Annotated in this window: 26 protein-coding genes; 14 read left to right on the top strand and 12 right to left on the bottom strand. The window is 69.7% G+C overall.

Going from position 1 to position 23,160, the window contains the following annotated elements; translation table 11 throughout:
* Positions 1-24 precede the first annotated feature (24 nt).
* The 4 genes from AB0K73_RS17935 to AB0K73_RS17920 are packed head-to-tail and all read left to right on the top strand — an operon-like array spanning position 25 to position 2,467.
* On the top strand, positions 25-930 hold the full coding sequence (locus AB0K73_RS17935; RefSeq protein WP_360516268.1) for a potassium channel family protein: 906 nt from the start codon (positions 25-27) through the stop codon (positions 928-930).
* A 22-nt stretch (positions 931-952) separates the two neighbouring features.
* The gene (locus AB0K73_RS17930; protein ID WP_360516265.1) at positions 953-1,765 is read left to right on the top strand and encodes an alpha/beta fold hydrolase; all 813 of its coding nucleotides are present in this window, start codon (positions 953-955) and stop codon (positions 1,763-1,765) included.
* Between the two features lie 25 nt (positions 1,766-1,790).
* Positions 1,791-2,030 carry a hypothetical protein gene (locus AB0K73_RS17925; RefSeq protein ID WP_360516261.1) on the top strand — a complete coding sequence of 80 codons (240 nt, stop codon included), beginning with the start codon at positions 1,791-1,793 and terminating at the stop codon, positions 2,028-2,030.
* Positions 2,027-2,467 (top strand): TA system VapC family ribonuclease toxin, encoded by a 441-nt coding sequence (locus AB0K73_RS17920; RefSeq protein ID WP_360516258.1) that lies wholly within the window; start codon positions 2,027-2,029, stop codon positions 2,465-2,467. Before AB0K73_RS17925 ends, AB0K73_RS17920 begins: the two co-directional genes overlap by 4 nt.
* 2 nt (positions 2,468-2,469) lie before the next feature.
* Here the strand turns inward: AB0K73_RS17920 and AB0K73_RS17915 are convergent, their stop codons facing one another.
* A complete protein-coding gene (locus AB0K73_RS17915) occupies positions 2,470-2,871 on the bottom strand; it encodes a hypothetical protein (protein ID WP_360516255.1) in 402 nt (133 codons plus the stop codon).
* A gap of 298 nt (positions 2,872-3,169) precedes the next feature.
* Here AB0K73_RS17915 and AB0K73_RS17910 point away from each other — a divergent pair, with 298 nt between their 5' ends.
* Both AB0K73_RS17910 and AB0K73_RS17905 read left to right on the top strand, forming a co-directional pair.
* On the top strand, positions 3,170-3,877 hold the full coding sequence (locus AB0K73_RS17910) for an SDR family oxidoreductase (RefSeq protein ID WP_360516252.1): 708 nt from the start codon (positions 3,170-3,172) through the stop codon (positions 3,875-3,877).
* A 147-nt stretch (positions 3,878-4,024) separates the two neighbouring features.
* Positions 4,025-4,771 (top strand): helix-turn-helix domain-containing protein, encoded by a 747-nt coding sequence (locus AB0K73_RS17905; protein WP_360516249.1) that lies wholly within the window; start codon positions 4,025-4,027, stop codon positions 4,769-4,771.
* Positions 4,772-4,820: 49 nt separating this feature from the next.
* Here the strand turns inward: AB0K73_RS17905 and AB0K73_RS17900 are convergent, their stop codons facing one another.
* Both AB0K73_RS17900 and AB0K73_RS17895 read right to left on the bottom strand, forming a co-directional pair.
* A complete protein-coding gene (locus AB0K73_RS17900; RefSeq protein ID WP_360516423.1) occupies positions 4,821-5,873 on the bottom strand; it encodes an alcohol dehydrogenase catalytic domain-containing protein in 1,053 nt (350 codons plus the stop codon).
* Positions 5,874-5,878: 5 nt separating this feature from the next.
* The gene (locus AB0K73_RS17895) at positions 5,879-6,190 is read right to left on the bottom strand and encodes a Dabb family protein (RefSeq protein ID WP_360516246.1); all 312 of its coding nucleotides are present in this window, start codon (positions 6,188-6,190) and stop codon (positions 5,879-5,881) included.
* 140 nt (positions 6,191-6,330) lie between these two features.
* On the opposite strand from AB0K73_RS17895, the gene AB0K73_RS17890 reads away from it, so the two are divergent.
* On the top strand, positions 6,331-7,359 hold the full coding sequence (locus AB0K73_RS17890) for a 2-dehydropantoate 2-reductase (RefSeq protein ID WP_360516243.1): 1,029 nt from the start codon (positions 6,331-6,333) through the stop codon (positions 7,357-7,359).
* An 8-nt stretch (positions 7,360-7,367) separates the two neighbouring features.
* Here AB0K73_RS17890 and AB0K73_RS17885 read toward each other — a convergent pair whose 3' ends face one another.
* Entirely contained in the window at positions 7,368-8,390 is a 1,023-nt protein-coding gene (locus AB0K73_RS17885; RefSeq protein ID WP_360516240.1) for a VOC family protein, read from the bottom strand.
* Positions 8,391-8,551: 161 nt separating this feature from the next.
* Positions 8,552-8,899 carry a cupin gene (locus AB0K73_RS17880; protein WP_360516237.1) on the bottom strand — a complete coding sequence of 116 codons (348 nt, stop codon included), beginning with the start codon at positions 8,897-8,899 and terminating at the stop codon, positions 8,552-8,554.
* A gap of 136 nt (positions 8,900-9,035) precedes the next feature.
* On the opposite strand from AB0K73_RS17880, the gene AB0K73_RS17875 reads away from it, so the two are divergent.
* The 7 genes from AB0K73_RS17875 (at position 9,036) to AB0K73_RS17845 (ending at position 16,172) form a co-directional block, all read left to right on the top strand.
* A complete protein-coding gene (locus AB0K73_RS17875) occupies positions 9,036-9,521 on the top strand; it encodes an SDR family oxidoreductase (RefSeq protein ID WP_360516234.1) in 486 nt (161 codons plus the stop codon).
* A gap of 98 nt (positions 9,522-9,619) precedes the next feature.
* The gene (locus AB0K73_RS17870; RefSeq protein WP_360516231.1) at positions 9,620-10,615 is read left to right on the top strand and encodes a fumarylacetoacetate hydrolase family protein; all 996 of its coding nucleotides are present in this window, start codon (positions 9,620-9,622) and stop codon (positions 10,613-10,615) included.
* Positions 10,612-11,649 carry a cyclase family protein gene (locus AB0K73_RS17865; protein WP_360516228.1) on the top strand — a complete coding sequence of 346 codons (1,038 nt, stop codon included), beginning with the start codon at positions 10,612-10,614 and terminating at the stop codon, positions 11,647-11,649. The genes AB0K73_RS17870 and AB0K73_RS17865 overlap by 4 nt, the downstream gene beginning before the upstream one ends.
* A gap of 32 nt (positions 11,650-11,681) precedes the next feature.
* Positions 11,682-12,815: an FAD-dependent oxidoreductase gene (locus AB0K73_RS17860; protein WP_360516225.1), complete on the top strand. Its 1,134-nt coding sequence runs from the start codon at positions 11,682-11,684 to the stop codon at positions 12,813-12,815.
* Positions 12,812-13,912: an amidohydrolase family protein gene (locus AB0K73_RS17855; RefSeq protein WP_360516222.1), complete on the top strand. Its 1,101-nt coding sequence runs from the start codon at positions 12,812-12,814 to the stop codon at positions 13,910-13,912. Before AB0K73_RS17860 ends, AB0K73_RS17855 begins: the two co-directional genes overlap by 4 nt.
* On the top strand, positions 13,909-14,898 hold the full coding sequence (locus AB0K73_RS17850; protein ID WP_360516219.1) for a fumarylacetoacetate hydrolase family protein: 990 nt from the start codon (positions 13,909-13,911) through the stop codon (positions 14,896-14,898). Before AB0K73_RS17855 ends, AB0K73_RS17850 begins: the two co-directional genes overlap by 4 nt.
* Positions 14,899-14,936: 38 nt before the next feature.
* Positions 14,937-16,172, top strand: coding sequence for an MFS transporter (locus AB0K73_RS17845; protein ID WP_360516216.1), 1,236 nt, complete (start codon positions 14,937-14,939; stop codon positions 16,170-16,172).
* On the opposite strand, the gene AB0K73_RS17840 is transcribed toward AB0K73_RS17845, so the two are convergent.
* The 7 genes from AB0K73_RS17840 to menE form a co-directional block, all read right to left on the bottom strand.
* Entirely contained in the window at positions 16,156-17,133 is a 978-nt protein-coding gene (locus AB0K73_RS17840; protein ID WP_360516213.1) for a LysR family transcriptional regulator, read from the bottom strand. The genes AB0K73_RS17845 and AB0K73_RS17840 overlap by 17 nt on opposite strands.
* A 110-nt stretch (positions 17,134-17,243) precedes the next feature.
* Positions 17,244-17,819 (bottom strand): GNAT family N-acetyltransferase, encoded by a 576-nt coding sequence (locus AB0K73_RS17835; protein WP_360516210.1) that lies wholly within the window; start codon positions 17,817-17,819, stop codon positions 17,244-17,246.
* Between the two features lie 60 nt (positions 17,820-17,879).
* Positions 17,880-19,040: a multidrug effflux MFS transporter gene (locus AB0K73_RS17830; RefSeq protein ID WP_360516207.1), complete on the bottom strand. Its 1,161-nt coding sequence runs from the start codon at positions 19,038-19,040 to the stop codon at positions 17,880-17,882.
* Positions 19,041-19,090: 50 nt separating this feature from the next.
* A complete protein-coding gene (locus AB0K73_RS17825; RefSeq protein WP_360516204.1) occupies positions 19,091-19,954 on the bottom strand; it encodes an ABC transporter ATP-binding protein in 864 nt (287 codons plus the stop codon).
* The gene (locus tag AB0K73_RS17820) at positions 19,944-20,720 is read right to left on the bottom strand and encodes an ABC transporter permease (protein WP_360516201.1); all 777 of its coding nucleotides are present in this window, start codon (positions 20,718-20,720) and stop codon (positions 19,944-19,946) included. The genes AB0K73_RS17825 and AB0K73_RS17820 overlap by 11 nt, the downstream gene beginning before the upstream one ends.
* On the bottom strand, positions 20,717-21,568 hold the full coding sequence (locus tag AB0K73_RS17815) for an ABC transporter permease (RefSeq protein ID WP_360516198.1): 852 nt from the start codon (positions 21,566-21,568) through the stop codon (positions 20,717-20,719). Before AB0K73_RS17815 ends, AB0K73_RS17820 begins: the two co-directional genes overlap by 4 nt.
* A complete protein-coding gene (gene menE / locus AB0K73_RS17810) occupies positions 21,565-23,127 on the bottom strand; it encodes an o-succinylbenzoate--CoA ligase (RefSeq protein WP_360516195.1) in 1,563 nt (520 codons plus the stop codon). The genes AB0K73_RS17815 and menE overlap by 4 nt, the downstream gene beginning before the upstream one ends.
* Positions 23,128-23,160 lie beyond the last annotated feature (33 nt).

The following is a 23,160-nucleotide window of genomic DNA, read 5'->3' as shown; positions in this document are numbered from 1 at the left end:
GAGACATCCGGAGGGGCCAGTGACGTGAGTTGGGTCTGGACGGTCGCGGGCATCGCCCTGATCCTGCTCGGGCTCAACGAGGTCTTCCACACCGTGCTGCACCCGACCGGCCGGGGGCGCATGACGCACCTCGTCGCCGGCGCGACGTGGCAGCTCTCGTCGAACCTCGGCCGACGCGGGCGCACCCTGGCCGGCCCGATCGCCGCGGTGGCCGTGGTCGCGACGTGGGCGGCACTGCAGATCGCCGGATGGACGCTGGTCTACCTGCCCCACGTTCCCGACGGGTTCGCCTACAACACCGGGATCCGCCCCGATGCGTATCCCGCGGCGGTCGAGGCGTTCTACTTCTCCGTCGTCAGCATGTCGACCCTCGGGCTCGGTGACACGTATCCGGTCGATCCATGGCTGCGGGTGTTCGCGCCGTTTCAGGGGATCATCGGCTTCGCCCTGCTGACGGCCGCGGTGGCGTGGTTCCTCGAGCTCTACCCGGGCCTCGGCCGACGCCGCGCGCTCGCGCTTCGTATCGCGCTCATCCAGCGGGCCGACACGGCCGGGCACCTGCTCAACATGGAGTCCGCCACCTCGAGCGGGCTGCTCGACTCGATCACCGCCGACCTCGCGCAGGCGCGGGTCGACCTGTGGCAGAACGCCGAGTCGCACTACTTCACCGAGGACGTGCCCGAGGCGTCGCTCGCGGCCCAGCTGCCGTACGGCCTGCACCTGGCGCGGCTCGCCCGCAGCTCGCCCGATCGCACCGTGCGCAACAGCGGCCAGATGCTCGAGGAGGCGATCGACGACTACGCCGACGTGCTGCGCGGTCGATTCCTCACGCGCGGCGGCGCCGGCACCGATGCGATCCTGCGGGAGTACGCCAGGCAGCATCGGCAGCAACCCACGCCGATCGACGAGCCCGAGGGACCCGGCGCCTGAGCCCTGCGGCAGAATGGCGGGCATGGATGCCGCGCTGCCAGCCCTGACCGAGATGCCGTCACCCGTGTACGTGATGTCGGCCGAGGGCCGCCGCATCGCCACCTATCTCTGGGGTGAAGTGGACGCGCCCACGGTGCTGTGCGTGCACGGGTTCGCGTCGAGCTGCCGCGACAACTGGGTGAACACGGGCTGGGTGCGCGACCTCACGCGCGCGGGGTTCCGGGTGCTCGGCGTCGACCAGCTCGGACACGGTGCGAGCGACAAGCCGTACGAGGCATCCGAATACGGCATGGACGCGCTGGTCGGCGACCTCTGCACCGTGCTCGACACCTACCTCATCGACACCGTGCACTACGTCGGCTATTCGCTCGGTGCCCGCGTGGGCTGGCAGGTCGCGGTGCAGGCCTCCGATCGCGTCGACCGTGCGGTGCTCGGTGGCATCCCCGACGGGCGCCCGCTCGCCCGACTGCAGATCGAGCAGGCCCGGGCCTATGCCGAGCACGGCACGCCCGTCGAGGACAAGGTGACGCAGAACTACGTGACGCTCGCCAGCCGCGTGCCGGGCAACGACCTCCTCGCCATCGTCGCGCTCGCCGAGGGCATGCGGCTGGGCGACGCCGACCCCGATCCGTCGCACCCGCCGCTGCAGCCCATCCTGTTCGCCACGGGCAGCGACGACGCGATCCTGCCGCAGTCGCGGGCGTTGGCGGATGCCACGCCGAACGGCTCGTTCGTCGAGTTGCCCGATCGCCACCACTTCAATGCGCCGGGGTCGAAGGTGTTCCGGCAGGCGGCGGTGGAGTTCTTCACGCAGGGCGGCGCAGTGATGCAGTGATGCGGTGATGCGATAGAATTCGTGCATGCGCACCACTCTCGAACTCGACGACCGGCTGCTGCGTGCCGCGCGTGCAATGGCCGAGCAACGTGGCATCTCGCTCGGAACGGCCGTCTCCGAGCTCGCGCTGCGCGGTCTGGCAGGCGGCATGGGCGGGAATGAGTCACGTGGCGCGGCGCCAGACGGATTCCCGCTGTTGCCGCTTGGCCCCGCCGACCATGTCATCACCGATGAGCTCGTCGCCGAGTATCGCGACGACGCATGACCGAGCGGCCGGACGTCCAGTTGCTCGACGTGAACGTGCTGGTCGCGCTCGTCAGCCCGCAGCACGTGCATCACGCGGCCGCACATCGGTGGTTCGCCGGGGTGTCCGACTGGGCGACCACGCCGATCACCGAAACGGCATTCATTCGGCTCATCTCGAATCCGGTCGTCGTCGGCGCAGACCTCACCCCGCAGGAGGTGATCGCGCTCTTGCGGCGTCTGTGCAAGTGGCGCGGACATCGGTTCCTCCGCGATGAGACGCGCCTTCTCGACCCGTCGATCGATCTGGCTGCACTCGTCGGCCCCCGGCAGGTCACGGACTTCCACCTCGTCCAACTGGCGAAGATCGCCGGCGCGACCCTCGCGACGTTCGATGCGAAGTTGATCGCGGCGCTCGCCGTCGCCGACCGGCGGCACGTGCATCTCATCGAGGTCTGAGGTCAGCGGCGATACAGCTCGTCGATCGGCGACACCGGCACGACGCCGCGCGCCGCCCGCTCGAGTTCGGGGTCGAGGGTCACGAACGTGTCCGCCTGGAGTTTCGCGACGGCGAGGTACTCGGCCGGGGCGGGGTCGTCCCAGCCGAGCTGCATCGCGAGCTTCCATGCCACCGCGCGCGAGACACGGTCGCCGAGCAGCCGGATGCGCATCGTCGTGAGTCGGTCGAGGATGCGGAGCGCATCGGCTTCCTCGAGTTCGCCCCGCCGCACATCCCGGTACAGCAGCGACATCGCATGCGAACGCAGCATGCTCGGTCCCACGAGTCGGTGTTCGTCGGAGATCGACATCTCGTCGCGTGCCAGCCGCACCACCGTCGGGGCGTCGATCGCGAATCTCGTCATGCCGGCATTCTGCCCGGTCGCACCGACCGCCGCGATCGGGGGGCGGCGGGCGATGCATCGCTTGGGGGCACGGGGCGCACCACCCGCCGCAGCTCGTCGGCTTGACTTTGCCGAAGGGGTCGACTTGACTCAGGTTAAGCACTGCTGTACACCGTTGTCCAGTACCACTTGGCTTCGGCTTCGCACACCCGGCCCCCGCCGCGTGGCGGTGGTGGTGCGTCGACCGGTGCAGACGGCGCATTCGCCGCCCTGCTCCAGGCGAACCGGAACACACCAAGAACGGGCTGAAGGAGACACAGTGAGCGAACGGACGATCGTCGTCGTCGGCGGAACCTCGGGCATCGGGTTGGAGCTGGCGAAGGACTGCATCGCGCGCGGCGACCGGGTGGTGATCACCGGACGCGACCAGGCGCGCACCGATGAGATCGCGGCATCGCTCGGCCCCGAGGCATCCGGTGTCGCCCTCGACATCTCGGAGCCGCAGTCCATCGCCGGCCAGCTCAGGTCGATCGGCCAGGTGCACGGGCTCGTGCTCTGCGCGATCGAACGCGACCAGAACACGGTACGCGACTACAGCGTCGAACGCGCGATCAGGCTGGTGACCCTCAAACTCGTCGGGTACACCGAGACCGTGCACGCGCTGCTCGACCGGCTCGAGCCGACGGTCGACACGGGCATCGTGCTCTTCGGCGGCCGGGCGAAGGACCTGCCATACCCGGGATCCACGACGGTGTCGACGATCAACGGCGGCGTCACGGGCCTGGTCAACACGCTCGCGCTCGAGCTGGCCCCGATCCGTGTGAACGCCCTGCACCCCGGCATCGTCGGCGACAGCCCGTTCTGGGCGAGCAAGCCCGAAGGCGTGCTCGAGCAGTACGAGAGCCGCACCCCGGGCGGCAAGCTGGCCACCATGGCCGACGTCGTCGACGCGACGCAGTTCCTCCTCAGGAACCGCGGCGTCTCGGCGGTGGACCTCTACGTCGACCGAGGGTGGGCGATCACCTGAGCGGATGCCGCGCCACCACCACCAGATCGGGCAGCGCCGCTCGCGTCGAGATGACCGGCCCGGCCGCCTGTTCGCCCCTACAATTGCGGCAGCAACGGCCAGGCCGGCGACACCGGTGAGGCCCGACGGAATCCACGAGGGAGCAACATGCCGGAAAGCCTTGGCGAACGACTACGGCAGGCCAGGACGAAACGGGGCCTGAGCCTCCGGAGTGTCGCGCAGGAGCTCGGCGTGTCGGCGAGCCTGATCTCGCAGGTCGAGATCGGCAAGACCCAGCCGTCGGTGTCGACGCTCTACGCATTGGCGAGCCATCTCGGCGTGTCGCTCGACGAACTGCTCGGCATCACCACGCCGGCCGCGACGCCCGCCATGCCGCCGCCGCCCATGTTCGGCCACAGCGGCCCACCGCTTCCCGACGTGCAGCGCGCTGCCGACAATCCCGTCATCGAGATGGAGAACGGCGTGCGCTGGGAGCGCCTCGCCGTGGGCGCCGGCGGTCCGGCCGACGGCGTGCTCGTGACCTACGATCCCGGCGCCTCCAGCTCGATCGAGGGCAAGCTCATGCGGCACGCGGGCTTCGAGTACGCGTACCTCCTCGAGGGGGAGCTCACGCTGCAACTCGAGTTCGAGGAGCACGTGCTTCGACCCGGCGACTCGCTGCAGTTCGACTCCACGCGACCGCACCTCTACACGAATCGCGGCACCGCGCCCGCCAAGGGCGTGTGGTTCGTCGTCGGGCGGCGTCAGCCATACCAAGGGGCACCGGATGCCGCGTCCGCACCGGCTGCGTCGGGCGCCGCGGGCACGGCGGACGCGCGCACGCCGTCGTCCGGCGGGGCACCCATCAGCTCGGCCGTCGACGCGCTGCGCGCCATGGACGACTTCCGCGCCTGACGCGGCGGCGCGGCGGCCTGACGCGGCGGCGTTGGCGGCGCGGCGCGCGCTACCGGGCGTGCACCGCAGGTCGCGGCTCGGAGATCCACGGGTCGACGAGCGTCTTGATCTGCGGCGCCGTGCCGTCGATGAGCGGTTGCAGCGCGTCATCGGCGACGCGGTCGAGCGGAATCACCTCACGTGCGAGGTCCGACCAGTCGGGCCTCGTGCCGAGCAGGCGCACCGCCTCGGGGAAGTCGTCCTTGAAGACGTGGGCCACGGTGCCGACGATCACGTACTCGTTGAGCGTCCACCTGCCGAGGGGCAGCCCAGGTTCCCCGCGCTGGATGCCCACGGGCACGATCGTCGAGCCCTGCTCGGCCGCCTCGAGTACCGACGCGAGGCCCGGCGCCGACCCGCTGACCTCGAAGAACACGTCGGCGTCCATTCCGAGCGCGGCGAGCTTCTCGCGCAGCGGGGTGGAGCCGGCGAGCAGAGCGGATGCCGCGCCGAGGCCCTGCCCGAGTTCGAGGCGTTCCTCCTCGCGGTCGACCACGAGCACGCGGGCGCCGGTGGCGGCCGCCGCGAAGGTGATGAACGCGCCGATGCCGCCGACGCCGACGATGACCGCGTCCTGGCCGGCCTTGAGGCCGCTGCGACGCACGGCGTGCACCGCGATCGCCATGGGCTGGGTGAGGCCGAGGGTGTCCATCGGCAGCCCGGAGTCCGACACGTCGAGCACGATGTTCGCGGGGGCGGTCACGTAGCCCGCGAGCCCGCCGTCGTGGTGGAAGCCGATCGTCGAGTAGCTGCGGCAGAGGTTCGTGCGGCCCTGGCGGCACGGCTTGCACTCGCCGCACGAGACACCTGCCCCGCACACGACCGTCGCGCCGACGGGCGGCGAGCTGACGCCGGGGCCGACGGCTTCGACGACCCCGGCGAACTCGTGGCCGAGCGTGACGGGGGGCTGCGCCAGGACGAGGCCCCGGCCGAACTCGGTGGCGTCGCTTCCGCAGACCCCGCAGACGCCGACGCGGATGAGCACCTCGCCCGGCCCGGGTTCGGGCACCGTCTTCTCGTCGGTGCGGAGATCGCCCACCGCGTGCAGCACGGCGGCTCGCATGTCGCTCACTCGAACGATCCCTCCGAGAGGGGCAACTGCACGGCCGAGCGCTCGGCGATCATGCGGCCGAGGGCCTGGTCGTACACCGCCTTGTGCGCGGGGTGGTCGAGGTAGGCGTCGAGTCCTGCACCGTCGTCGACGATGGCGGCGACCCCGTAGTCGGCACCGCCCGGACGCAGGTGCAGGTTCGGCCCGGCCGCGTAGGAGCGGAGTTCGGGGATGTCGGCGGCCATGCGCATGAGCGAAGCCGTGAGCTCCGTGACATCCGCCTCCGTGACGTCGTCCTTCCAGCGGAATGTTGCGATGTGGAGGATCATGGCTCCTGCTCTCTTCGTCGACGCGTGTCCAGTACTGATTTACAGCGAGTTGCGCTTCGCCCAAAATATCAGGCTTGGCCACGTTTTGTGTACATCCGTGCTGTACTGTCATGGGTGCTGACAGAGGAGAGGTGGCGGGTATGGCCGACCAGCGGATCGCGGTGCTCGGTGCCGGAGCGAACGGGGCATCCGTCGGAGCCGATCTCACCGCAGCGGGGCTCGATGTCGTGCTCATCGAGCAGTGGCCGGCGCACGTCGAGAAGATGCGCGCCGACGGCGTCCGCATCCTCTCGCCCGACGGCGAGCTGCACGTGCGCCCGCGCACGCTGCACCTGTGCGAGGTCGCCGAGCTGAAGCATGAGTTCGACGTCGTCCTCATGCTCATGAAGGCGTACGACTCCCGGTGGGCGGCTCAGCTCATCGAGCCGTACCTCGCCGCCGACGGGCTCATGGCCGGTGTCCAGAACGGCATGACGGCGGGGATCGTGGAGCAGGTCGTGGGCCAGCACCGCACCATGGGTTCGGTCATCGAGTGCTCGGCGACGATGGAGGAGCCCGGCGTCGTGCACCGCCACACGGGCGTCTCACGGTCGTGGTACGCCGTCGGCGCGCTGCCCGGCGGGCCCGCGGGCCGCGAGGAGGAGATCGCGTCGCTGCTCCGGCACTCGGGCACCGTCGCGGTCGTCGACGACATCGAAGCGGCGAAGTGGATGAAGCTCGTGAGCAACTGCACGCTGCTCGTCACGAGCGCCATCCTCGGCCTGCCGATGCTCGACGCGCTGCACACGCCGGGCTACCGCGACGTGATGATCGCCGCGGGGAACGAGGCGCTCGCCGTGGGCGTCGCGCTGGGGCATCCGGTGCTCCCGATCTTCGGGCTCACCCCTGAGGAGGTCGCGAATCCCGACGAGGTCGTCGACATCATGACCGACAAGCTCTTCGCGGGCTTCGTGGTGCCGGGCGCCACGACGACCGTGTTGCAGGACTGGGGTAAGGGTCGTCACAGCGAGGTCGACGACCTCAACGGGCACGTCGTCGCTCGCGGCGCCGAGGTCGGCATCGCGACGCCGGTCAACCAGGTCGTGACCGAGCTCGCGCACCGCATCGAGCGCGGCGAGCTCCGTCCCGATCCAATGCATCTCGAGACGATGCTCGCCGCGCTCCGGTGAGAGGTCGGTCAGCCGCGTCCGTGCACCGCGTAGGGGTTGATGAGGGCCTCCTCGGTGCCCGGCACGATGCCCTCCTCGGTGGCCGTGGGCTTGCCGGGGTCGGGCGGGAACGACTCGGTCATCGACATCGGCATCGAGCCGTTGCGGTAGAGGTTGTTCGAGCCCTGTGACGGCTTCCAGTCGTACGGCTCCCAGTCGGGCACGTAGTTGCGGTAGCCCCCGGTGTTCACCTCGACGCGCATGCCGCTCGGCTCGCGGAAGTAGAGGAAGCTCTGCTCGCCGATGCCGTGGATCGACGGTCCGTACTCGATGTGGGTGCCGTTCTCCATGAGCACGTCGGCGCCCTGCAGCAGCTCCTCGCGCGAGTCGACCCAGAACGCGTAGTGGTTGACCCGGCCCGGGCGGCTCGAGCTGTCGAGCACGACGCCGAGGTCGTGCGACTTCTCGTTCGTGGTGAGCACCGAGAACACCGTGACGGGCGCCTCGTCGAGCACCGTGTACGCCATGATCCGGAAGCCGAGCACGTCGCTGTACCACTTCGCGAAGCCGCGCACGTCGGATGCTGCGACCGTGACGTGGTCGAGCTGACGCGGGCCGACCGCGTGCTTGCTGCGCTTCTCGGGGCGGTCGGGGAACACCGACGCGAGTTCGTCGGGTGCGCGGTACTTCTCGACCTCCCAGAAGAGCTCCATGGTGTGGCCGTAGGGGCCGGTGAACCGGTACGAGCGACCGTGACCGTGGCCCTCGTCGATCCACTCGCCGGTGACGCCGGCGTCCTCAATGCGCTTGGCCGCTTCGTCGAGCGCCTCGGCGCTCGTGGTGCGCCAGGCCATGACGTTGAGTGCCGGCTCGTCGCCCTCGGCGATCACGAGCGAGTAGTTGTAGTAGTCGCCCCACGAGCGCAGGTAGACCTTGCCGTTCGCGCGCGATTGCACCCGAAGCCCGACCTGCTCCTCGTAGAAGCGGACGGAGGCCTCGACGTCGGGCGTCGCGAGCTCGAGGTACGAGAGTTGGGAGAGGAGTTTGATCATCGTCGATCCTTCAGTCGGGGTGCGGTGATGACGACCGCTGGTTCGGATGCCGCGGGGCGGCACGTTTCCACTGTCCGCGTTGCTCGGGTATCAGGGAACCCGAATCTGTTGATGCCGCGCATCGCTCTAGCTGATGGAAACCGAGCAGGAGTGCCCGCACGTCAGCGTGCGCGCTCGGGCCCGCCGGTGCTGTCGATGCCGGTGACGGTCGTGAGGAGGAAGACCGAGTCCTCGAGAGCGAGCACCGCGTGACGAGCATGGGTGAGCGCGTCGAGCCGCCCCGCGGCGACGTCGGTGGGCTCCTGCCCGGTCACGCGCACCCGGCCCATGAGCACCTGCAGGCTCGCCGCAGCGGGCGAGTTGTGCTCGGCGAGCTCGACGCCCGACCGCAGGGCGATGATGGTCTGGCGCATGGGGCCGTCGCGGAGGATCAGCTCCGCGCTCCGGCCATGCTCATCTGCGAGCGCAGCAGCGAGGTGGGTGCGGGCGAGGGCGTTGAGATCGGCCACGGTGTCCTCCCTCGGATCTGGTGCCGTTGCGTCCAGTATGCCAACGGGAGCCATCGCCATCAGTGATGCGACGCAACACGGCCGTCCAAGACGACACGATGGAAGCTCGGGCTTCGCAAGGAAAGGGGGTTCGCCGATGGGTTCGCATGAGGGCCGTACGTACGTCGTCACCGGCGCGGCATCGGGAATCGGCGCGGCGACGGTCGGGGCGCTCGCCAGAGCGGGGGGGAGGTCGATCGTGAACGTCGGTTCGGCTGCCGGGGTCATGGCGCACTACGGCATCGCATACGGCGCGAGCAAGTGGGCACTTCGAGGCATCACGAAGACCGCGGCAATGGAACTCGGGCCCCGCGGCATCCGGGTCAACCTCGTCAGCCCCGGCTTCATCGAGACGCCGATGACGGCCAGCGCGCCCGACGAGTTCCGCGAGGTGAACCTCGACGCGACCCCGCTCGGTCGCGCCGGTCGCGCCGAGGAGGTCGCGGCCGTCATCCTGCAACTGCTGTCGCCGGATGCCTCATTCGTGACGGGTGCCGAGATCGCCGTCGACGGCGGACTCACCGGGCACGGCGGCGGGCTGCCGGTGGCACGCGCCATGGGCGCGGCGCATCGACGAGATTGATGGCGTCCATCATCAATACGGCCTTCACTGATACTTCGGGTCGCGGTTGACTGGTGCCACGCCGCGCACCGCTGCGCGCGTGATTGGAGATCGACCCCGTGACCTCGTCGTCCGACGGCCTGACCGCCCCCTTCGCTCTCGTGCGCTTCCGCACGAGCGACATCACCGAGCCGCGGCTCGGTCTCGTCGCCGGTGACCGGGTGCGCGAGATCGGATCGGATGAGCTCGGCGCCCCCGACCTCAACGCGTTCCTCGCCGAGGCGCCCGCGTCGTGGCAGCGGCTGCGCGCGGCGGCCGAGCAGACGGATGCCCCGTGGCATCCGCTCGCCGACGTCACCCTGACCGCACCGGTCACGCCTCGCCAGGTGCTGCAGACCGGAGCGAACTACCGCACCCACGTCATCGACCTCGTCGCGGCCGGACGTGCGAAGAACGACCCGCGCCCCATCGAGGAGCTGCGTCAGTGGGCCGCCGACATGATGGATCGCCGCGCACGCGAGGGCACCCCGTACTTCTTCATCGGACTGCCGACCGCGGTCGTCGGCGATGACGTCGACCTCGTGCTGCCGAGCTACAGCGAGCAGCACGACTGGGAGCTCGAGCTCGCGGTGGTGATCGGCCGGGAGGCGTTCCGGGTCGACCGTGAGCACGCCATGGAACACGTGGCCGGATACACGATCGTGAACGACATCACGACGCGCGACCTCGTGTTCCGCGAGGACATGAAGGAGATCGGCACCGACTGGTACCGCGGCAAGAACGCGCCGGGCTTCCTGCCGACCGGCCCGTTCCTCGTGCCGGCGCCGTTCGTCGCGAACCCGGGCGACCTGCATCTGGAGCTCGCGCTGAACGGCGAGACGATGCAGGATGCCTCGACCTCCGACCTGCTCTTCGACCTGCCCGCGCTCATCGCCGGCGCCTCCGAGAACATGCCGCTGCTGCCCGGCGACCTGCTGCTCACGGGCAGCCCTGCGGGCAACGGCATCGTGCACGGACGGATGCTCAGCGACGGCGACGTGATGGTCGGCGCGATCGAGGGGCTCGGCGCGCAGACCGTGCGGGCCGTCGCCGAAGCGAAGGCAGGCATCCGATGACCACCGCCCGCACCACCCCGACCGAGGACCCCACGGCCCTCGACCGCACCGACCCCGAGCGCCACATCGCCGAGGCCGCCGAGGCGTACCGCAACTGGGGCCGCTGGGGCGACGACGATCGACTCGGCACACTGAACTTCATCGGCGACGCCGAGCGCGCGCATGCCGCGACCCTTGTGCGCCGCGGGGCGAGCTTCTCGCTCTCGCAGGCGTTCGACATGGATGGCCCGCAGCTCGGCTGGCGCCGTCGCACCAACCCCATTCACACCATGCTCGGCACGGGCACGGATGCCGCATCCGGCGTGCAGGGCTTCCCGCACGGCATCACCGGTGCCGACGACATGATCACCATGCCGTTGCAGTGCTCGACGCAGTGGGACGGCCTCGGCCACATCTTCGACCGGGGCATCGCCTGGAACGGCCGGCGCGCGGCTGAGGTGGTCACGAGCGAGGGCGACCTCGTCACGGGCATCGAGCACGCAGCATCCGCCATCGTCGGTCGCGGGGTGCTGCTCGACCTTGGGCGCTTCCTCAACCCGGAGGGCACCCTTCGACAGGCTCCGGACGCGCAACCCGGCGAACTGCCCGATGGCTACGCGATCACGACCGCCGAGCTCGAGGCCTGTATCGAAGCGCAGGGCGCGACGAGCGCCGTCGGACGCGGTGACCTCGTGCTCGTGCGCACCGGCCGCTACTCCCGGGCGCTCCGCGAGGGCTGGAACGGCTACGCGGGCGGGCCGAGCGCGGGCCTGTCGTTCACGACGGCCGGCTGGCTGCACCGCACCGAGATCGCCGCCATCGCGACCGACACCTGGGGCTTCGAGGTGCGGCCGAACGAGTTCGACGACGCGTTCCAGCCGCTGCACCAGATCGTGATCCCCAACATGGGCCTGACCATCGGCGAGATGTGGAACCTCGAGGAACTCGCCGCCGACTGCGCCGCCGACGGGGTCTACGAGTTCCTGCTCACCGCACCGCCGCTGCGCATCACGGGCGCCGTCGGCTCGCCCGTGAACCCCATCGCCCTGAAATAGACCCGAACCCGCATCCCGAAGGAGGGATCCCCATGACCGCAGTCTCCCGCGTCGCCGTCGTCGGCTCCGGCGTTGCCGGCACCGCCGCCGCCATCCTGCTCGCCGAAGGGGGCGTCGACGTCGACGTCTTCGAGATCACGCCCGACCTCAGCACCCTCGGCTCGGGCATCACGCTGCAGGGCAATGCACTGCGCGTGTTCGACCGCCTCGGCGTGTGGGAGCAGGTGAAGGAGGCCGGCTACACGTTCGACGTCGTCGGGCTGCGCACTCCCGGCCCCGAGGCCAAGGTGATCGCCCAGATCCCCGACGCGCCGACCGGCGGCCCCGAGTACCCGGCGACCGCGGGCATGTACCGCCCGGAGCTCGCACGCATCCTCGCCGACCGAGCCACCGAGCTCGGGGCGCGCATCCACTACGGCACGACCGTGGCGAGCTTCGAGCAGGACGCCGACGGCGTCGACGTCACGCTCAGCGACGGCACCACCGGCCGGTACGACCTCCTCATCGGCGCCGACGGCCTGCACTCCGCGATCCGCACACAACTCGGCATCGAGACCGAGCCCCAGCGCACCGGCATGGGCATCTGGCGCGCCTTCGTGCCGCGCCCGAAGGACGTCACGCACACCGACCTCTACTACGGCGGTCCCATCTACATCGCCGGATACTGCCCGACCAGCGAGGAGATGATGTACGCCTACCTCGTCGAGCCCGCCCAGGACCGGCACCTGCTCTCGCCCGAAGAGGGCGTCGAGGTGATGAAGGACCTCTCGCGAGCCTACGGCGGACCCTGGAACGAGATCCGCGAGTCGCTCGACGGCGCCTCGCGCGTCAATTACACGTGGTTCACCACGCACATCGTGCCCGACGCGTGGAACCGCGGTCGGGCCGTGCTCATCGGCGAGGCCGCGCACAGCTGCCCGCCCACCATCGCACAGGGCGCCGCGCAGGCCGCCGAGGACGCCCTCGTGCTCTCGGAGCTGTTGCTCGAACGCGATGCGGTCGACCAGGCGCTGTGGGACGAGTTCCACGCGCGACGCCTGCCGCGCGCGACCGAGGTCGTCGAGGCATCCGTGCAGCTCGGCCAGTGGCAGATCGACCACGTGCAGGACGCCGATGTGCCGGGCATGATGCGGCGCATCGCCACGCTCGTGAGCCAGCCCGCATGAGCCACGCCCAGTTCCAGTCTCCGTCGACGGATGCCGCCGCCGCGCCGGTCGTCGACGTGCACGCGCACCTCCTGCTCACCGCACTGCAGGACGAGGTCGCCGCGCGCGACCCCGAGGGCTTCGCCGCCGCGCAGGCGCTCGACGCGCGGCGCAACGGGACCGAGAGCATGGCGGCATCCGGTCGCATGATCGGCGAGCGGATGCCGCTGCTCATCTCACTCGATGCACGCCTCGCCGAGATGGACCGGCAGGGCGTCGACGTGCAGGTCGTGTCGCCGTCGCCGTCGCACTACTACCCGTGGGCCGCCGAGGAGCTCGCCGCGTGGGCCGCGCGCGAGGCGAACCGCGCGATCGCCGAGCACGTCGCGGGCGCGCCCGACCGCCTGCTCGGCCTCGGACTCGTGCCGCTGCAGCATCCGCACCTCATGGTCGAAGCGCTCGACGACGCTCTGGTCGCGAACGGGCTCGCGGGCGTCGAGTTGTCGTCATTCGCGGGCGACGTCGAGCTCTCCGACGAGCGGCTCGAACCGTTCTGGACGCGCGCGGAGGAGCTCGACGCCGTCGTGTTCCTGCACCCGTTCGGCTGCAGCCTCGACGAGCGGCTCGACCGCTTCTACCTCTCGAACACCGTCGGCCAGCCCGTCGAGAACGCCGTCGCGTTGTCGCACCTCATCTTCTCGGGCATACTCGACCGGCACCCTGATCTGAAGCTCGTCGCCGCACACGGCGGCGGGTACCTGCCGACGTTCCTCGGTCGCTCCGACCACGCGTGGCAGGTGCGGCCCGAGGCCCACGGATGCCGCGAGCTGCCGTCGTCGTACCTGCGCCGCCTGCGTTTCGACTCGCTCGTGCACACGCCGGGCGCGCTGCGAGCGCTCGTGGACGCCGCAGGCGCCGACCGCGTGCTCCTCGGCTCGGACTTCCCGTTCGACATGGGCGTCGACGATCCCGTGGCGCGAGTGCTCGAGGCGTCGCTTCCCGAGGCCGAGGCGCGCGCCATCCTCTCGGGGAACGCGGCCGAGTTGCTCGGGTCGCGGCTGCCCGCACGTGCCACCGCGCGCGTCGGCGTCACCGCCACCGAAGGAGGCGCGGCATGAGGATCGCCAGGTGGACGCATCAGGGCTCGGTCGGCGAGGGCTTCGTCATCGGTGACGACGTCGTCTCCTTCCCGCGCGGGCTCACCGTCGCCGACGTGCTCGCCGCCGGACTCGCAGAGGTGCCCGCGCTCGCCGCCGAGCTCGAGGGCGACGCCGCGGCATCCGCTCGGCTCGTGCCACTCGCCGAGGTCGAACTGCTGGCGCCGCTCGTGCCCGCGAGCGTGCGGGACTTCGCGGCGTTCGAGGAGCACGTCGAGGGCGTCACCGCCTCGGTCGACGGCGTCAGCCACGTCGCCCCCGAGTGGTACGAGCTGCCGATCTTCTACTTCACCAACCCGCACTCGATCGTCGCGACCGGTGCCGTGGTACGGCCGCCCACGACCGAGCGCCTCGACTTCGAGCTCGAGGTCGGCGTCGTCATCGGCGGCGTCGCGGGTTCGGATGGCCGCGACCTCGCCCCGGCCGACGCCGACGCGCACATCTTCGGCTACACGATCTTCAACGACTGGTCGGCACGTGACATCCAGGCCCGCGAGATGAAGGTGCGCCTCGGTCCGGTGAAGGGGAAGGACTTCGCGACGACCCTCGGTCCCTGGATCGTCACCGCCGACGAGTTCGAAGGCCTGGTCGACGACGACGGGTTCCTTCCCGTCGTGATCGAGTCCTTCGTCAACGGCGAGCGCATCGGCTACGACCTGCTCTCGAACATGGGCTGGCCGTTCCGCGACCTCGTGGCCTACGCGTCCCGCGATACGCGCGTCGTGCCCGGTGACGTGCTCGGCTCGGGCACTGCCGGGAACGGCGGATGCCTCGCCGAGCTCTGGGGACGCAGAGGCTCACTCACGCCGCCACCGCTCGCGGAAGGCGACGAGGTCGTCCTGCGCGTCGAGGGCATCGGCGAGCTCCGCAACACCGTCGGACGTGCGGTTCACGTCCCCCCGATCCCTCCGGCACGGTCGCGCTCGCGCGCCCGCAGCAGAGGGTGACCCCACCCATCCGCACACCCACCACCCGAGGAGTCTCAATGGCGAACACCTCAGTCCAGACCGAGCCCGGCACCCGCCGGCCCGGTGTCCTCCAGGCCATCCTGCTGCTCGCGGGCAGCTGCATGCCCGTGCTGGGGTCGGTGCTCCTGACGCCGATCCTGCCGCAGCTCTCGGCCGAGTTCGGCGACGTGCCGGGGGGTGAGATCCTCGTGCCCATGGTCGTCGCGATCCCGGCGCTGATGATCGCGCTCTTCGCGCCGTTCGCCGGGCAGATCGTCGACCGACTCGGGCGCAAGAAGCTGCTCATCGTCGCGATGTTCGCGTACTCCCTCGTGGGCATCGCGCCGGCGTTCCTCGACACGCTCCCGGCGATCCTCGCCACGCGCGTCGGCGTCGGCATCACCGAAGCGGCGATCATGACGGTCTGCACGACGCTCATCGTCGACTACTGGCACGAGCGCGAGCGGCGGGCGAAGTACCTCGGGTACCAGACCATCGTGACCACGCTGGCCGCGACCGCGTTCATCGCGATCGGCGGCGCGGCAGGCGCGGCGGGTTGGCGCACGCCGTTCTGGATCTACCTGGCCGCGGCGATCATCGCCGTGCCGATGATCTTCCTGCTGTGGGAGCCGAGCAAGGCCGACCCCACCGATGCGCACGCTCGCGCCCCGAAGGTGCCCATCCCGTGGCGCCGGATCGCGCTGCCGCTCATCGTCGGCCTGTTCGGTGGGTTCACGTTCTACGTGCTCATCATCGAGGCCAGCTACCTCCTCGTCGATGCGGGTGTCGCGCCCACGGACACCCCGACGATCGGCGGGATCGCGGCGCTCGCCTCGCTGGCGACCGCGGCCGGCGGCTTCACCTTCACGCGGATCGCCAAGGTCGGAGTGAACCGGATCCTCCCCGTGGCGTTCGGCCTGCAGGCGGTCGGCATGCTCATCATCTGGTTCGTCGGCGGTGTTCCCGGCGTCACGGTGGGAGCCATCATCGGCGGGGCCGGCTCGGGCCTACTGCTGCCGTCGATGGTCACGTGGGCAGTCGCATCCACTCGGTTCGAGGAGCGCGGGCGTGTCACCGGGCTGTGGACGGCGGCCTTCTTCTTCGGCCAGTTCCTCACGCCGATCATCATGGGTGGGATCACGGTCGCCGTGGGCAGCCTGCCGGTCGCCGTGGGCGTCGTCGGCATCGCGTGCGCGGTGGCGGCGATCCTGCTCGGTTTCGGGCTCCGGAAGTCCAACATGGCGCCGGCCGAGGAGGTCACCGCGACGGCATGATGCCCCGGCGACGGGGCGGGGCGCCGGTGCGTCTCGCCCCATTGCCGAGACCTGCCGCCGCCTCCTCGAACAGGGTGCGCATCCACTCGTGTTCGGGGTCGCGGCGGTGCATCGGATGCCACCACAGCGCGTTCGAGATGGGGGTCGCGTCGAACGGGGGCTCGTACACGCGCACGTCGGCCACGGCTTTCGCGTACTCGGCGAGTCCGGCCTGCAGGAGGCCGAGCTGCTGGGTTCCGGCGACGTACAGCGGCAGCGCGAGGAAGCTCTCGACGACCGTGGCGATGGTCGGCTCGATGCCGAGTTGCTGGATCTGCCGGCTCGCCGAGGTGAAGGCGGTCTGCGACTGGTACGTGAAGACCCACCCCGACTCCGCGACATCCGCCATCGTGACCTCGCCCTGGATGCGGTCGTTGTCGGCCGAGGCGATGACCACCCACCGGTCCTTCCAGAGGTCGGTGTAGGGCAGGTCGCTGAGGAAACCGTGCGGGATCATGAGGGCGTCCGCCGAGCGGAGCCGGTTCATGGCGTCCTCGATGACCTGCGGGGAGTGATACATGAACCGGAAGCGGATGCCGGGCGCGCGCTCGGCGGCCAGCATCGCGACCCGGCGGCCGAGCGTGGCGAAGGCGTAGTCGGATCCATACACGGCGAACTCCCGCGACGATTCCGCTGCGTTCCACTCGGCCTGGCTCTCGAACACGCGCCGCACCGCGTCGAGGGCGGCCGGGGCCTGCTCCGAGAGCCGGGAGGCGAGCGGCGTCAGTTCATACGTGTTGCCCCGCCGGGCCAGGATCGGGTCGTTGAAGTGAGTGCGGAGCCGGGCGAGTGAAGCGCTCAGCGCGGGCTGGCTGAGGCGCAGGCGTTCGGCCGCGCGTGTGACGCTGCGCTCGGTGAGCAGCGCGTCGAGCGAGACGAGGAGGTTGAGGTCGAGGCGCGAAAGGGATGGCTGGTCGGACACGTCGTCGTCGTCCTTCGAACGGGATTGGGATCGGGGTCGAGTCTATCCAGTTCGCCGATTATTGGGGCCTCACCCATAGCGGCGAGTGATAACCAGGAGAGGTGGTCCGCTCACCGAAGGTCGAGCCGCATCAGCACCCTCGGGAACCCGTTCAGGACCGAGTCGGTGTCGGCCGCCTTCGTGAACCCCGCCTGTTCGAACAGGCTTCGCGTGCCGACGTAGGCCATGGTGAGGTCGATCTTGGCGCCGCGGTTGTCGAGCGGGTAGCCCTCGATCGCGGGCGCGCCGTGCTCGCGCGCGAACGCCACGGCGCCCGCGAGCAGGTGGTGCGAGATGCCCGTGCCGCGGTGCCCCGGACGCACGCGGATGCACCACACCGACCACACCTCGAGGTCGTCGACGTGGGGGATCTTCCGGTTCTTCGCGAAGCTCGTGTCGGCGCGGGGGTGCACGCCGGCCCAGCCCACGACCTCGTCGCCGTCGTACGCGAGGACCCCGGGCGGCGGGTCCTCCTGCACGAGCTCGCGCACACGATCGCCGCGCGCCGGACCGACGAGTGAGGTGTTCTCCTTGGAGGAGAGCAGCCGGTAGCTGAGGCACCAGCACACGTTCGCGTCGGGTCGCTTGGGGCCGACCATGGCTGCGACATCCTCGAACACGCTCGCCGCTCGTACCTCGATCGCCATGCGACCACCCTGCCACGCGCCGCCGACAGCGCCCCCTTGTGGAGTCTCGGCAGAGCCGGGTCAGCGTCGTGATCGCGACTGGGCGAACCAGCCGCTTCCCAGCCCGAGCACCGCGAATGCGACCATCGCCGCCATCGCCGGCAACGCGGTCTGCGTCCCGGCGATGCCGCCCAGCGGTGAGGCGAGCGCGCCGAAGACGAATTGCATGAACCCGACGAGGGCCGAACCGGCGCCCGCCGCCTCCCTGGCCTCACCGACCGCGAGGGCGGACGCACTCGACAGCACCGATCCGCAGCCCATGGCGAAGACGGCCACCAGGACCAGGTACGACACCAGCGTCAGGGCGCCCGTCACGGCGAGCACCACGCCGACCGCGGCCGACACCGCCTGGAGGGACTGCGCGATCCGCAGCGTCGGGTACGCCCCGATCCGATTCGCGACCACCCCGTTGAGCCACGCGCCGGCCATCACCGCGACGGAGCTGAACGAGAACGTGAGGGAGTACCCGAGCGGCGTGATGTCGAGCACGTCCTGCACGATGAACGACGACGAGCTGATGTAGACCATGAGCGCGGCGTACCCCGCGCCGAACGAGATCGCATAACCCATGAACACCGGATGCCGCAGCAGGCCGCCGATGTTCCGCGCGAGGCTGCCGATGGTGAACGGATGCCGCCGCTCGGGCGGCAGGCTCTCGGGAACCACGAGCGCCGCGACGATGAGCATGCCCGTGGCGAGCACCGCGAGACCGAGGAGGGCGGCCCGCCATCCGCCCCACTGCGTGAGGAGTGCGCCGAGCGGGCTCGCAACCGCCGGGCCGAGGGCGATCATCACGAAGATCGTGCTGAAGGCACGCACCGCCTGCACGCGGTCGACGAGGTCGGCGATGACTGCACGCGCGAGCACCGTGCCCGAGGCGCCGGCGAACCCCTGCACAGCCCGAACGAGGATCAGCACCTCGATCGTGGGACTGATCGTGGCCAGGTAGCAGCAGAGCACGAACACGGTCAACGCGGCAAGGAGGGTGCGGCGCCGGCCCAGGGCATCCGAGACTGACCCGATCAGGAGCTGACCGAGCGCCGCCCCTGCGAGGAGCGCCGTGAGCGTGAGCTGCACGGTCGAGGCGCCGACCCCGAGATCCGCGGCGATATCCGGGAACGCCGGAAGATAGAGGTCGGTCGACAGCGAGCCCGCCATCGAGATGTAACCCAGCGCCAGCATCAGGCCGGGGCTGATGCTGCGCTTCCGGCCTTCTGCCGGCGACGGTGTCGTCACTTCGCGTTGACGAAGTCCGGACGGAACCCTCGCTTGGCCAGCTGGATCTGCTCGTAGACGTGGTGGCGCAGCTCGGTGAACCGGGGCATCGATCGCGTCTCGAGCTGGTCGCGCTCTTCGGGGAGGTCCACGATCAGGTCCTCCTGCACGACCGTCGGCGAGCTGGAGAGCATGATGACGCGCTCTCCGAGGTACACCGACTCGTCGATGTCGTGCGTGACGAAGAGCACCGACAGGCCGAGCGTCTTGCGCACCTTGCGCACGAGGTCCTCCAGATCGGCGCGCGTCTGCGCGTCGACCGCGGCGAACGGCTCGTCCATCAGCAGCACCTCGGGCTGGTAGGCGATGGCGCGCGCGATCGCCACGCGCTGCTGCATGCCTCCCGACAACTGCCACGGGTACGAGCGCGGGACATGGTCGAGCCCCACGTTCGCCAGTGCCTCCTCGACCAGTTCGGTGCGCCTGGCCTTCGGCACCCCCGCATTCTTGAGCGGGAGCTCAACATTGTCGGCGACCCGCAGCCACGGGAAGAGCGACCGGCCGTACTCCTGGAACACGACCGCCATCTTCTTGGGCGGGGCCGTGACGACCTTGCCGTCGAGCACGACCTCGCCGCTGGTGGGTGCGAGCAGGCCCGCGATGCACTTGAGCAACGTCGTCTTGCCCGATCCAGAGGGACCCACGAGGCACGTCAGCTCGTTCTTGCCCAGGTCGAAGGTGAGGTCGCGGACGGCCTCGATGTCGCCGCCATCCGTGCTGTAGACCTTCTTCAGGTTGCGAACCGAGAGCAGCGTGTCCTCGGCGGGAAGGGTGCGCCCGTACGAGACGGTGTCGATCGGGGCGGGCGTGTCAGGCAGCATTTTCAAGCTCTTTCAGTCCGTGGTACCAGCGCAGGATGCGCCGCTCGATGAATCGGAAGACGGCCGCGACGGCGAAGCCGATCAGTCCCAGCACGAGGATGCCCGACCACATCTCGGGGATCGCGAACCTGCGCTGGAATTGGATGATGCTGAATCCCAGGCCCGAGGAAGACGAGAACATCTCCGAGATGACCATGAGGATCAGGGCGATGGGCAGGCTCTGCCGGACCCCGGCCAGGATCTGCGGTGCGGCCGAGGGCAGCACCTGGTAGCGGACGCGGTTGAATCCGGAGATGCCGTACGACCGGCTCGTCTCGGTCTGCACCGGGTCTGCGGCGCGCACGCCCTCGATCGTGTTCAACAGGACCGGCCAGATCGCCGCGAGGACGATGATGAAGATCTTCATCAGGTCGGTGGGGCCGAACAGCAGCAGCAGCACCGGGATGAGGACGGGCGGCGGAAGTGCCCGGAAGAACTCGAAGACCGGTTCGGTGAATGCGCGCAGATCGCGGTTGAGACCGACGAGCATGCCGAGGAGGATGCCGGCGACGATCGCGATCACGACGCCGATGCCGAACCGGGCGATGCTCGGGAGGATGTCAACCCAGAGGCGCGGGCCGAACCAGGTCTCGAAGAAGGTGGTGATGAGCTCGCCGGGCGTGGGGACGAAGAAGCTCGGCGACGTGACGGTCGCGAGCCACCACAGCACGACGAGGATCGCCGGCAGGCCCAGCGCGAAGCCGAGGGTGATGAGTGTCTTCTTCATACCGGGATCTCCCCACGTACCGAGTGATGCCACGACAACAGCGCTCGCTCCAGGAACCGTGCACCGAAGTTGATGAGCACCCCGATGAATCCGGTCGCGAGCACCAGGGCATACATCGTGGAGTACAGGCCGGCGTTCTGCGCCCGTGCGATCTCGAGGCCCAGGCCCGGGGTTCCGATGATCAGCTGTGCGGTGATGGCGAGGATGAGCGCGACCGCGGCAGCCAACCGGAGCCCGGTCATGAGATACGGCAGCGTCGTCGGGAACACGATGTCGCGTATGCGCTGCCACGTGGAGAACCCGTAGCTCTGACCCGTGTCCATCGCGATCTTGTCGACATCGGCGACGCCGTAGAGAACCTGGATGAAGATCTGCCAGAACGCGGCGTACACGATCAACATCAGGCTGGCCTCGATCCGTACGCCGAACAGCAGCACGGCCAGGGGGATCAGCGCAACCGAGGGAACGGGGCGGAGGAACTCGACGGTGGAGCTGGTGGCCCGCCGCATGAACGACGAGAGTCCGATCATCACGCCCAGGACCGAGCCCAGCACGAGGGCGATGACCAGGCCCAGCCCCCACTGCACCATGGTGTCGCCGACCGCGATCCAGAACTGCGGGATCATCGCGATCTCGATCAGGCGCGGCAGCACCTCGGAGGGCGGCGGCAGGAACCGGGGATCGACGAGGCCGACGCGGGCAGCGATCTCCCAGACGGCCAGCAGGGTCAGGATGCCGCCGAGTCCCAGTAACGCACGGCGCGGGCGGTAGCGGCGTCGGCGGCTCTTGGCGCGGGCGACCGTGACGCTTCGGGTGATCGTCTCCTCACCGGGTGGCGGGACGCTCATGGCTCGGACCTCCGGTCGGTCGCTCGGTCGGCCGACGGCACGGCGAACTCGGCGCGCAGGTCGGCCTTGCGGATCTTGCCGCTCGCGGTTCGGGGAAGCTCGTCGACGAACACGACGCGCTTCGGGATCTTGAACTTCGCCAGTCGCCCGGTGAGGTGTGCGATGACGTCCTCGGCCGTCAGGGACGCGCCGTCCTTCAGGGTGGCGACGGCGAGCGGGACCTCACCCCACTTCTGGTCGGGCACCCCGATCAGGGCGACGGCGGAGATCTCGTTGAGCTCCATGATGACCCCCTCGACTTCGGCGGAGTAGATGTTCTCCCCACCCGAGATGATCATGTCCTTCAGACGGTCGGAGATGTAGATGTAGCCGTCCTCGTCGAAGTAGCCGAGGTCGCCCGAGCGGAACCAGCCGTCGACGAGCGCGGCCTCCGTGGCCTCGGGGCGGTTCCAGTACTCCGTGATGACGTTCGGACCGCTGATCCAGATCTCCCCGACCTCGCCGGGCGGCAGTTCGTCGCCGTTGTCGTCGACGACCTTGACGTCGGTGAAGAAGTGCTTGAGCCCCGACGATCCCACCTTGTGACGAGCCATGTGAGCGGGCATCGCGGTGGCCCCCGGCGAGGTCTCGGTCATTCCGTAGCCGCCGGTGAAGCCGAGGCCGCGTTCCTCGTAGGCCTGCAGCATCCGTTCGGGCATGGAGGATCCGCCGCAGGTCAGGTGCTGCAGGCTGCTGATGTCGGTGGAGTCGAACGCGGGATGTTCCTGCAGCATCTGGAACGTCGTCGGCACGCCGGAGAGCATCGTCACCCGCTCGGCCTCGATGGTCGACAGGACCTGACCGGCGTCGAACTTCTCGTGGAGGATGACCGTGCCGCCCTGCAGGAGCACCGGGAGGGCTCCGTTGGTGAGCGAGGCGACATGGAACATCGGCGAGATGAGCAGCACCCGCTCTCCGGCGGTCACGCCGTAGTCGACCATGACGTTGAAGCAGTTCCACGCCAGGTTGCCGTGAGTGAGCACGGCGCCCTTCGGGTGGCCCGTCGTGCCGGAGGTGTACAGGATGAGCGCGGCGTCGTCGAGCGTGACGGGCTCGTCGCGGTGGTCGGCGGAGCCCGAGGCGATGACCGCCTCGTACTCCTCGATCCCGGCGACGGGTGGCTGACCGGCGACGATGAAGCGGCGCTTCGCCCGAGTGGACCAACTGCCCGACCGGGCGAGATCGGTCAGCTCGGAGTGGAAGATGAGCGTGGTCGCGCCGGAGTCCTCCAGTGCGAACTCGATCTCGGGTGCGGCGAGGCGCGTGTTCAGGGGAACGAAGATGGCGCCGAGCGTCGCCGTGGCGAAGAAGGCCTCGAGGAAGGACGGGTGGTTGTTCCCGAGGTAGGCGACGCGGTCGCCGGCCGCGACGCCGCGGTCGCGGAGGGCATTGGCCAGGCGGTCGATCCGCTCGGCGAGCAGGTCGTAGCGGATGCGCTCGTCGCGGTAGGCGAGCGCGATATCGCCGCGCGAGCGTTCGCGCCGGCGCCAGACCCATGGCCCGATCCCGTGGTTGTGCACGGCAGTCCCTTCTTGACAGAGGTGTGGATGCGA

The sequence above is a fragment of the Agromyces sp. NPDC052230 genome, from assembly GCF_040679595.1.
Taxonomy (GTDB): Bacteria; Actinomycetota; Actinomycetes; order Actinomycetales; family Microbacteriaceae; genus Agromyces.
The sequence above is the reverse complement of the archived record's forward strand: the minus strand, read 5'-3'. Positions and strand labels throughout refer to the sequence as shown.